Source organism: Bradyrhizobium pachyrhizi (assembly GCF_001189245.1).
Lineage (GTDB): Bacteria > Pseudomonadota > Alphaproteobacteria > Rhizobiales > Xanthobacteraceae > Bradyrhizobium > Bradyrhizobium pachyrhizi.
Genome location: NZ_LFIQ01000119.1, coordinates 52521 through 63107 on the forward strand (window position 1 = coordinate 52521; position 10587 = coordinate 63107).

The following is a 10587-nucleotide window of genomic DNA, read 5'->3' on the forward strand; positions in this document are numbered from 1 at the left end:
ACGGGCATTGCAACGCGGATTCGGCAATTGTCAGAATTCAATTCTGGGTGGTAAGTTTGCCATGCGCATATTTCTGTCATTTCCCTCCGAACTGGAATCGCAGGCTGACAGCATCGCCCAGTCCCTGCGCAATTGCGACCATGACGTTTTCTTTTCGCACGACGATCTTCCGCCGGGCGACAGCTTCGATGCGCGCGTCGAAAAAGCCATCGAAAGCAGCGATTTTATGGTGTTCCTGATCAGTCCGGGATCGGTGACCAGGGGACGCTACTCGCTGAGCGAGCTCGCCTTTGCCCGGAACAAATGGCCGAACCCCAGCAATCGCGTGCTGTCGGTGATGATGGCGTCGACCCCGCTCGACCAGGTTCCGACCTATCTCAAGGCGGTCACGATCCTCGAACCTCAGGGCAGCGCGGCCGCCGAGACACGGGCCACCGTCGATCGCATGCTGGAAGCCAAATTCGAGCAGTCGCGCGACCGATCGAATTTGCCGTTCGCCGTGCTGTCGCTTGCGTCGGCCGTCGTGTGTACCCTGGCCACCACTTATGCGCTCAACGTCCTGCAATATTCGTTCGTCGCCTCCGACCCCGGCGGCATCACGATCCTGCCCGGCGTGATATTCGGCGCGGCGATCGCGACCTGCAATGTGATGTTTGGCGCCAGGGACAGGTTTCAGCTGGCGCTGGTGGTCGCGATCACGACGGCGGCGTGGATCGCGGCCATCGCAGCCGGAACGGTTTGCGGCGCGATCGTCAGGCTGCCGACCTTGCCGGGCTGGCCGGTGCTGTTCGGCGTCTGGCAGACCGCGTTCGTCCTCGCGATGGCCCGCGGATTTCCGCGCGGCGCGGCGCAAATCCCCGAATGGCTCGGCAGATCCGCGCCGGCACTGTTTGGCTCGCGCGCGGCGCGGTGACGCCGCGCCGCCGTTCATCCCTAATGCCCAACCTGTTGCTTGGCGCCTTCGATCGAGTCGTTCGACAGCTTGTCGACGATGGCGATGCCGATCGCCGACAGGATGAAGACGCAGTGGATGATGGTCTGCCACATCACGCCGGTCTCGGTGTAGTTGCCCTTGCCTGACGACAGCGCACCGGCCTCTATGAAGGTGCGCAGCAAATGGATCGAGGAGATGCCGATGATCGCCATCGCCAGCTTGATCTTCAGCACGCTGGCATTGACGTGGCTCAGCCATTCCGGCTCGTCCGGATGGCCCTGCAGATTGAGGCGCGAGACGAAGGTCTCGTAGCCGCCGACGATCACCATCACCAACAGGTTCGAGATCATGACGACGTCGATCAGGCCGAGGACGGCCAGCATGATCTGCTGCTCGCTGAAATCGAAGGAATGGGCGAACAGGTGCCATAGTTCCTTAAGGAACAGCACGACATAGACGCCCTGGGCGATGATCAGGCCGACATAGAGCGGCAATTGCAGCCAGCGCGATCCGAAGATCAGCATCGGAACGGGACGCAGCGACCGGCCCTTCAGGGGGGTGCGCGCATCTGAAACAGCGGACATGTTGGAGTGCTCGCAGGATTAAAAATTGCGGAGCGCTCTATCTACGCAATCCCGCGCGCTTGAAAAGCGACAACTGGCCGCAGATTGCGCCGCGGTGCCGTCACGATCCTGCCAACGAGCAACGGTCGAACGCGGCACGATGGCCGCGCTCGACCGCTTGAACCAATCAGCGCGTCAGCTTCTTGTACTTCACGCGATGCGGAATGATGCTGTCCTGGCCGAGCCGGCGCATCTTGTCCTTTTCGTAATCCTGGAAGTTGCCCTCGAACCACTCGACATGGCTGTCGCCCTCGAAGGCCAGGATGTGGGTCGCGATGCGGTCGAGGAACCAGCGGTCATGGCTGATGATGACGGCGCAACCGGCGAAATCCTCCAGCGCCTCTTCCAGCGCGCGCAGCGTGTCGACGTCGAGGTCGTTGGTCGGTTCGTCGAGCAGCAGCACGTTGGCGCCCGACTTCAGCATCTTGGCGAGATGCACGCGGTTGCGCTCACCGCCCGACAGCGCACCGACCTTCTTCTGCTGGTCGGCGCCCTTGAAGTTGAACGCCGAGCAGTAGCCGCGCGAATTGACTTCCTTCTTGCCGAGCAGGATCAGCTCGTTGCCGCCGGAGATTTCCTCCCACACCGTCTTGTTGCCCTCGAGCGCGTCGCGCGACTGGTCGACATAGCCGAGATGCACGGTCTCGCCGACCGTGATGGTGCCCTTGTCCGGCGTCTCCTGCTCGGTGATCATCTTGAACAGCGTGGTCTTGCCGGCGCCGTTGGCACCGATCACGCCGACGATGCCGCCGGGCGGCAGCTTGAAGGTGAGATCGTCGATCAGCAGGCGATCGCCAAATCCCTTGCTGAGACCTTCGAAGTCGACGACGTTGGCGCCGAGCCGCTCGGCGACCGGAATGATGATCTGCGCGGTCTGGGTCTGCTTCTCGCTCGCCTTCTTGAGCAGCTCCTCATAGCGCTGGTAGCGCGCCTTCGACTTGGCCTGGCGCGCCTTCGGCGAGGACGCCACCCATTCCTGCTCGCGGGCCAGCGTCTTCTGATGCGCGGCGTCCTCGCGGCCTTCCTGCTCGAGTCGCTTCTGCTTCTGCACCAGCCAGGACGAGTAATTGCCCTCGTAGGGGATGCCGCGGCCGCGGTCGAGCTCGAGGATCCAGCCCGTGACGTTGTCGAGGAAGTAACGGTCGTGGGTGACGATCAGGATCGCGCCGGGATAGTTGCGCAGATGGCCTTCCAGCCACGACACCGACTCGGCGTCGAGGTGGTTGGTCGGCTCGTCGAGCAGCAGCAATTCCGGCTGGTCGAGCAGCAGGCGGCACAGCGCCACGCGGCGGCGTTCACCGCCGGACAGTTTGGTGACATCGGCATCGTCGGGCGGGCAGCGCAGCGCGTCCATCGCCTGGTCGACCTTGCTGTCGAGATCCCACAGGCCCTGGGCCTCGATCTCGTCCTGCAGCTTGGTCATCTCGTCGGCGGTCTCGTCCGAATAGTTGACCGCGAGCTCGTTGTAGCGGTCGAGGATCGCCTTCTGCTTGGCGACGCCCTGCATGACGTTTTCGCGCACCGAGAGCTTGGGATCGAGCTGCGGCTCCTGCTCGAGATAGCCGACGCGAGCGCCCTCGGCGACCCAAGCCTCGCCGTTATACTCCTTGTCGAGACCGGCCATGATCTTGAGCAGGGTCGACTTGCCCGAGCCATTGACGCCGAGCACGCCGATCTTGGCGTCCGGGTAGAAGCTCAGATGGATGTTATCGAGCACCTTGCGGGTCGGGTACGCCTTGGTCAGACCCTGCATGAAATAGATGAACTGGCGAGCCATCCGCTGTCCCTGGAATTGATCCGATTTGTGGAAATTTTGCTGCCGCCGATGTAACGGCCGGCCCCCGAAAGCGCAACCGCGGGACCTCTGTTTTCCGTCCGTTCACCACGTTTCGCGGCTTCACCACGGGTGATTACGGGTTCGACGCCATGTGTGCGCCGAATCACGACAATTGAAACCATCTTTTAATAAATCAGACCAAAACTCGTTCTCAACGCCGAAAAACGGCGATTTTCGCGGCAGAACCGCGGCCAAAACAGTTGAGGCCACGTCATGGCTACCATCATTTCAGCACCCCTTTCGCGCCCGGCGACCAAGGCCGAGGCGACGCTGTTCGCCGAATTCAGCGCATTTTGGCGCGCCTTCGTCGCCAGGGCTTTCAATCCCTACCGGCCGGAACTGCACTATATGCGCGGCCCCGGTCCAGCCTGCCGCGCCAAGCAGATGGCGCTGTCGCCGGCAGTCCGCTCGATGCTCGCCGATATCCGCGCCACGAAGACGCAGAAGCCGTCGCCGCGCGTGTGACAATCGCCGCTTTTTGAAACCGCGGCCGCTTGCGCGCCTGCCGATTGCGCGCGACCATGACGGGTATCCCGACGGTTGATCTCCCGCCGTCGTCCTCACCCTGAATGGACCTCCCCGATGACGCGGCTCCGCTGTGCAATCCTCGACGACTATTTTGACATCGCGCTTTCGGTGGCCGACTGGCCGAAGGTCAAGGACCGGGTCGACGTCACCGTGTTCGACAAGCCGTTCGCGAGCGAGGCGGAAGCGGCAACGAAGCTGAAGGATTTCGAGATCATCTGCGCGATGCGCGAGCGCACGGCGTTCCCGAAGAGCCTGCTCGACGCGCTGCGCAAGCTGCAGCTCGTGATCACGTCAGGCATGCGCAACGCGGCGATCGACATGGAGGCCGCCAAGGACCGCAAGGTGGTGTTGTGCGGCACCCAATATAACCGCGATCCCACCGCGCCGCTCACCATGGGCCTGATCCTGGAACTGACCCGCGGCATCGGCCGCGAGAATGCGCGCATGCACGCCGGCGAGGCCTGGCAGACCTTTGCCGGTACCGAGATCGAGGGCAAAACGCTCGGCATCATCGGCCTCGGCAAGCTCGGCAGCAAGGTCGCCGGCATGGCCAAGGTGTTCGGCATGAACGTCATCGCCTGGAGCCCCAATCTGACGCCGGAGAAGTGCAAGGAGGCCGGCGTCGGCTATGCCAGCAAGGACGAGCTGTTCGCGACATCAGACATCATCACCATCCATGTCGTGCTGAGCCCGCGCTCGCGCGGACTGGTCGGCGCCGCCGATCTCGCCCGCATGAAGCCATCGGCCTATCTCGTCAACACCGCGCGCGGGCCGATCGTCGATGAGGACGCCCTGTTCGCGGCGCTGCGCGACAGGACGATCGCCGGCGCCGGCATCGACGTGTTCTCGGTCGAGCCGCTGCCGTCGGATCACCCGCTGCGCAAGCTCGACAACGTCGTGATCACGCCGCATCTCGGCTATGCGACGCGCGAGAGCCTGCAGGCGCATTATCAGCAGATGGTCGAGTGCATCGATGCCTTCACCAAGGGCAACGAGCCGCCGCGGCGCCTGGCCTGACAGCGGCATTCACTGCGGCTAGCCGAGCCAGCGGAACGCGCGTTCGAGCTCGGCGCGGCCGTCCCGGTCATACCAGCGCCCGTGGGCGAGGATAATCCGCTCCGGATCCCATTCGATCATGCGGGCGACCGCGGCCTTCATCGCGTCCCTGTCCTGCAGGAAGGTCGAGCGCAGATCCGTTGGCGTGCTGCCGTCAGGATCGCGCACGCCGCCGAGCCAGATCAGGAACCGCATCAACGGCGAGCGAACGCGCCCGGCCTCAAAATTCTCGATCAGGTCCGTCAGCAGCAATGTCCGCGACGGCAGATGGAAGAACACGACCTCCGTCATGTAGCTGCCTGCCACCGGCAGCGTCGCGATCCACTCATCCCAGGGATAACCGGATGATCGTTCCAGTGGCTCGCCTTCGAAGGTCAGCCCACTGCCCGCCTGTTGCTTGATCCCGGGCGCAAGGAAGATGCGCGCGTCGGGATAGGCAGCATGCCATTTCGGAATCCACCAATAGTGCAGACGATTCGGACCGATGATCCAGCGCGGTGCGCCCAGCTTGACGACTGCGGCCTTGAGTTCCGCCAGCAATGGTGTCGGCGAGTGAATGAACAGACGCCCACCCGGCAGACGAAGGATCGTCGCGCGCGTTGGAAACGGCATCTTGAACCAGCGCGGGCCGAACCGGATGATCGGACCATCGATCATCCATACGTCATCGGCGACAGGCTTTGGCGCATTCAGCGGCGGATAGGTCTCGCAGACGTCCTGCATCGCATTGCCTCCCAGGCGGCAACGTGGAGATGCGCGGCTCGTTGCAACAAAAAAGGCGCGCTGTTCGCGCGCCTTTTTCAATGATGAACTTGCCGGTTGGCCTAGCGCACCGTCACCGGTGCGGGCAGCGGCTGCACCGTGGTCGGCTGCGTGCCGGGCAGCGGCGCCGCCGCCTGAGCCTGAGCCGACGCGGGAGCCATCGGGTTTGGAGGCGCGGCAGAAGCCGTCGCCGTTCCCGGCGGCGGACCACCGGGCAGCACAACCACGCGGGTGCCGACCTTGGCGCGTTCGAACAGGTCGGAGACGTCTTCATTCAGCATGCCGATACAGCCCGACGAGACGAACTTGCCGATGGTCGACGGCTGGTTGGTGCCGTGAATACGGTACACGGTCGAGCCGAGATACATCGCGCGGGCGCCGAGCGGGTTACCCGGTCCGCCGGCCATGAAGCGCGGCAGATAGGGCTGACGCTCGATCATCTCGGTCGGCGGATGCCAATCCGGCCACTCGGCCTTGCGGGTGATCTTCTGCACGCCGGTCCAGGTGAAGCCGTCGCGGCCGACACGGACGCCGTAACGGATCGCCCGGCCGTTGCCCAGGATGTAATAGAGGTAGGTGTTCGACGTATCGACGACGATCGTGCCTGCCGGCTCCTTGGTCGCGAACGACACTTCCTGGCGGCGCAGATTCGGCGGCAGTTGCGCCGGGGCGTCTTCGGGCTGCTCGTCCGGCGGCAGCGCCGCGATCTGCACCGGCTTGCCATTGGCATCGACCGGCGCCTGCTGCTGCGGCACGGCTCCGGTAACGCCCTCGGGCGGACGCAGGCCGCCGCGGTCGTCGCCGTAGGAAACACCGGCGGCCGGAACGCCATTGTCGCGGTTAGCTTGTTGCGCACCCGGACGATCGCCGTAGATCACCGGCGGCGGCCCCATCGGACGGCCATAGCGGGGATCATCGGGCGACATCACCGGCCCAGTCGGCGCACCACGGTCGGAATAGACCGGAGGAGCATTCATCGGACGGCCATAGCGCGGATCGTCCGGCGACATCACGGGGCCGGTCGGCGCGCCACGATCGGAATAGGTGGGCGCATTCGCCGGACGGCCATAGCGCGGATCGTTCGGCGACAGCACCGGACCGGGCGGCGGCAGTGCAGCCGAATCCTGCCCGTCATCGTCATTGAGAGCGTCGAAATCCGGCATGCTGCCCTGGGGGGGGTAGGGCTGGGGCGCCGTCGAATAGGCGGTGCCCTGGGGCGCCGGATAACCCTGCTGCGCATGCGCAAGCGAGGTTCCTGCCACGCCGAGAGCCGCGGCAGCGCAAATCGTCAGAATGCGGTTGATCATCATTGCTCTGTTATAGTCCCCAAGCCACACCGGACTGTTAACGGCCCAATGCAGGAAGATAGCGGCGCATTCAAGACAAATCCGCGAAACCCGGGCTATTCCGGGCCTTTTGTGATTTCGCGTCAACGCTGCGGCAATGATGTCTCACGGGTCGGCAAAGTCCGTCCAGATGGCCAAAGTCATCAATCACCCGCATTTTGTAACAAACAGTGCCGGGACGTTGCGATATCTTCGAATTGGCCTGATTCGCGCTCGCGACGCCGGCTTTCTTGTGTGGTCACCGCGTTCCCTCGACATCGAAGACCCTCCCGCAGAAGGGGGAACCCGCGCCCATGCTCCCCGGCCTTCGTTTTCTGTTCGCCGCGATCGTGCTGGCGACCTCGCTTCTGGTGTTCGGGTTAGGGGCAGCCGCGCTGTTTCGCGCGGCGCATGAAGAGTTCGCAAGCATTCCGGCCCGCCGGGCGCCGCCGCCCGAGCCGCAATTCGCGCAGCAGCCCGAGACCCCGCCAGTGCTTGCCATGGTCCGGGTCGACCCGCCCGCCGCCGACAAGGTGACGACCGAAACTCCGGCAGCCCCGTCCGAGCCGGCCGCGTCCGAACAACCGGCTGCTCCCGCTGAAATCAGCCCTGCAGCCGAGCCGGAGAAGGTCGCCGCCGTGACGGCGGATGATCCGGTCCCGACCGCCCCGCCGAAGCCGGAAGCCCAAGCCACGGAGACCCCCGCGCCAGCTCAGCCCGCCGACAGCGCGGCGCAGATTCCGACCGCAGATCCGTCGCCGGCATCGGAGCCGACGCCCGCTGCCGCCGAAGCCGCACCGGGGGCCACCGAGGACAAGGTCGCCGCCGTCGCCGATCCGCCCGGCCCCAGCGAGCCAGCGCTTCCGCCGCCGGCACCCGCGATGGCAGCGCCCGAGCCCGCCCCGCCGCCGTCACCCGAGGCGATGGCGGCCGCGACCAGGATCGCAACGCTGGGCGGGCCCGAAGTTGTTGCCGAAGCGCCGGTGGCGCCGAAGGCCGCTGAGGCGAAGAAGCCGGTGCGCAGCGCGGTCAGCAAGCCGGCACATCGCAAGGAGCGGCGGCGGATCGTCCGCGCGCAGCCGGTTCGGCAGGTCGTTCAGCAGCAGCTCGATCCGTTCGGCCAGCCGACCCTGGTGCCGCTCACCCGGCGCTAGCAAGCAGGAATGACCTGTCAGGCCGGTCCCGTCGCGATCGGCGGGCCGCTCGCCTGCCCCCATTCCGACCACGAGCCGTCATAGAGCGCGCTCTCGGTGACGCCGAGCCGGTAGAGCGCCAGCGTCAGCACGCCGGCCGAGACGCCGGAGCCGCAGCTCGTGACGATGGGCGCATCGAGCTTTACGCCGGCGCCCGCGAACGACTTGCGCAGGTCATCGAGCGGCTTCATCTCGCCGGTCGCGGCATCGAACAATTGGTTGTAGGGCACGTTGCGGGCGCCGGGGATGTGGCCGGCGCGGATGCCCGGCCGTGGCTCCGGCGCGCGGCCCTCGAAGCGATCGGCGGCGCGCGCATCGATCACCTGCTCGGCACGGCTTTCGACATTGGCGATCATCTGCTCGATGCTGCGCACGCGCTTCGGATCGTAGCTCGCCTTGAAGGTCGCAGGCTTCGGCTTCACCTCGCCGCTCTCGACCGCCCTGCCCTCGGCGCGCCACTTCTTCAGGCCGCCGTTGAGAATGCGCACGTTGCGATGGCCATAGGAAAGGAACATCCACCAGGCGCGCGGCGCCGCAACCCAGCCGCCGGAATCGTAGATCACGACGGTGTCGGAATTGCTGATGCCGAGCCCGCCGACGTCGCGGCCGAACTGCTCGGCGCTCGGAAACATGTGCGGCAGCGGATTGGCATGGTCGGACACCGCGTCGACATCGAAGAACACAGCACCCGGCAGATGCGCGGCGCGATAATCGTCCTTCGGCAGCGGCAGCACGCCGGGCAGCTTGAAGGTCGCGTCGAGCACCTTGACATTGGCATCGCCGAGATGCGCAGCCAGCCATTCGGTCGAAACGAGCGGATCGTCGGTCGTCGTCATTCGGCATTTCCTTCGTCATTCCGGGGCTCGCGCAGCGAGAACCCGGAATCTCGCAAGACAACCTCTGGATTCCGGCTCGCGACTGCGTCGCGCCCGGAATGACGGTGGATGGGGCGTTCAGCCCTTCTTCTTCGGCTCCCATGCCTCGATCGGCCCGCCGGCCTCGCGCCAGGCGGCAAAGCCGCCGCCCATATGCGCGACCGGCTTCAGGCCCATGTCCTTCGCGGTCTTGGCGGCGAGTGCCGAGCGCAGGCCGCCGGCGCAGTGGAAGATGAACTTCTTGTCTTCCTGGAAGATCGGCTTGGCATAGGGGCTGTTCGGATCGATCCAGAACTCAAGCATGCCGCGGGTGCAGGAGAACGCGCCGGGGATCTTGCCGTCGCGCTCGATCTCGCGGGGATCGCGGATGTCGACGATGACGACGTCGTTCTTGCCGATCAGCGTGATCGCGTCGGCCGCGCTGATGGTCTCGATCTCGGCATTGGCCTCGTCGATCATCACCTTGATGCCGCGGTGGATGTTCTGTGGCATGGGTTACTCCCTTTGTCTTTGTGCTTTCGCGTTTTCTGCCACCGTCATTCCGGACGGACGCAACGCGGCTGATCCGGAATCTCGAGATTCCGAGTTCGCTTCGCGCCCCGGAATGACGAAATCAAAGTCAGCGCACCAGCTCCCGCATCGCGTTCTCCAGACCTTCGATCGTGATCGGATACATGCGCTCGGAGAACAGGCGGCGGATGATGGTGGTCGATTCCGAATAGTCCCAGTGCTTCTGCGCCACCGGATTGAGCCACACCGCGTGCGGATAGGTGCGGATGATGCGATCGAGCCAGACCGAGCCGGCCTCTTCATTGACATGCTCGACCGAGCCGCCGGGAACCATGATCTCGTAAGGCGACATCGAGGCGTCGCCCACGAACACCACCTTGTAGTCGTGCGGGTACTTGTGCAGCACGTCCCAGGTCGGCGTGCGATCGGTGAAGCGCCGCTTGTTCTGCTTCCAGACGCCTTCATAGAGGCAGTTGTGGAAGTAGAAATATTCCATGTGCTTGAATTCGCTCTTGGCGGCCGAGAACAGTTCCTCGACCTGCTCGATATGCGAATCCATCGAGCCGCCGATATCGAAGAACACCAGCACCTTGACCGCGTTGCGCCGCTCGGGGCGCATGTGCACGTCGAGATAGCCGTGGTTGGCGGTCTCCTTGATCGTGGTGTCGAGGTCGAGCTCGTCAGGCGCGCCGGTGCGCGCGAACTTGCGCAGCCGCCGCAGCGCCACCTTGATGTTGCGGATGCCGAGCTCGACATTGCCGTCGAGATCCTTGAACTCGCGCTTGTCCCACACCTTCACGGCGCGGTTGTTGCGGTTCTTCTCCTGTCCGATCCGGACGCCCTCGGGATTATAGCCATGGGCGCCGAACGGCGAGGTGCCGGCGGTACCGATCCACTTGCTACCGCCCTGGTGGCGGCCCTTCTGTTCCTCGAGCCGCTTCTTC

General features: G+C 64.8%; 11 protein-coding genes. 4 read left to right on the forward strand and 7 right to left on the reverse strand.

Translation table 11 applies throughout. The features are described 5' to 3' along the window. Window positions 1–61 precede the first annotated feature (61 nt). The gene (locus tag AKL29_RS35260; protein ID WP_050387346.1) at window positions 62–913 is read left to right on the forward strand and encodes a toll/interleukin-1 receptor domain-containing protein; all 852 of its coding nucleotides are present in this window, start codon (window positions 62–64) and stop codon (window positions 911–913) included. A gap of 20 nt (window positions 914–933) precedes the next feature. On the opposite strand, the gene AKL29_RS35265 is transcribed toward AKL29_RS35260, so the two are convergent. Both AKL29_RS35265 and ettA read right to left on the reverse strand, forming a co-directional pair. Further along, on the reverse strand, window positions 934–1518 hold the full coding sequence (locus AKL29_RS35265) for a TIGR00645 family protein (protein ID WP_028334819.1): 585 nt from the start codon (window positions 1516–1518) through the stop codon (window positions 934–936). A gap of 166 nt (window positions 1519–1684) precedes the next feature. Then, window positions 1685–3334, reverse strand: a complete 1650-nt coding sequence (gene ettA / locus AKL29_RS35270) for an energy-dependent translational throttle protein EttA (RefSeq protein WP_050387347.1) — start codon at window positions 3332–3334, stop codon at window positions 1685–1687. 273 nt (window positions 3335–3607) lie between these two features. Here ettA and AKL29_RS35275 point away from each other — a divergent pair, with 273 nt between their 5' ends. Together AKL29_RS35275 and AKL29_RS35280 are read left to right on the forward strand one after the other, a co-directional pair. Beyond that, a complete protein-coding gene (locus AKL29_RS35275; protein ID WP_028334817.1) occupies window positions 3608–3859 on the forward strand; it encodes a hypothetical protein in 252 nt (83 codons plus the stop codon). 117 nt (window positions 3860–3976) lie between these two features. Then, the gene (locus AKL29_RS35280) at window positions 3977–4939 is read left to right on the forward strand and encodes a D-2-hydroxyacid dehydrogenase family protein (RefSeq protein WP_050387348.1); all 963 of its coding nucleotides are present in this window, start codon (window positions 3977–3979) and stop codon (window positions 4937–4939) included. A gap of 18 nt (window positions 4940–4957) precedes the next feature. Here the strand turns inward: AKL29_RS35280 and AKL29_RS35285 are convergent, their stop codons facing one another. Both AKL29_RS35285 and AKL29_RS35290 read right to left on the reverse strand, forming a co-directional pair. Continuing rightward, window positions 4958–5701 (reverse strand): DUF4336 domain-containing protein, encoded by a 744-nt coding sequence (locus AKL29_RS35285; protein WP_050387349.1) that lies wholly within the window; start codon window positions 5699–5701, stop codon window positions 4958–4960. 101 nt (window positions 5702–5802) lie between these two features. After that, window positions 5803–7050, reverse strand: a complete 1248-nt coding sequence (locus tag AKL29_RS35290; RefSeq protein WP_152977901.1) for a L,D-transpeptidase family protein — start codon at window positions 7048–7050, stop codon at window positions 5803–5805. 329 nt (window positions 7051–7379) lie between these two features. On the opposite strand from AKL29_RS35290, the gene AKL29_RS35295 reads away from it, so the two are divergent. Further along, window positions 7380–8219 (forward strand): hypothetical protein, encoded by an 840-nt coding sequence (locus AKL29_RS35295; RefSeq protein WP_050387350.1) that lies wholly within the window; start codon window positions 7380–7382, stop codon window positions 8217–8219. 17 nt (window positions 8220–8236) lie between these two features. Here AKL29_RS35295 and sseA read toward each other — a convergent pair whose 3' ends face one another. The 3 genes from sseA to AKL29_RS35310 all read right to left on the reverse strand — a co-directional run. After that, window positions 8237–9094 carry a 3-mercaptopyruvate sulfurtransferase gene (sseA, locus tag AKL29_RS35300; RefSeq protein WP_050387351.1) on the reverse strand — a complete coding sequence of 286 codons (858 nt, stop codon included), beginning with the start codon at window positions 9092–9094 and terminating at the stop codon, window positions 8237–8239. 117 nt (window positions 9095–9211) lie between these two features. Beyond that, a complete protein-coding gene (locus AKL29_RS35305; RefSeq protein WP_016847778.1) occupies window positions 9212–9625 on the reverse strand; it encodes a rhodanese-like domain-containing protein in 414 nt (137 codons plus the stop codon). 127 nt (window positions 9626–9752) lie between these two features. Further along, on the reverse strand, window positions 9753–10587 hold an 835-nt coding region (locus tag AKL29_RS35310), incomplete at its 5' end, for a vWA domain-containing protein (protein ID WP_050387567.1).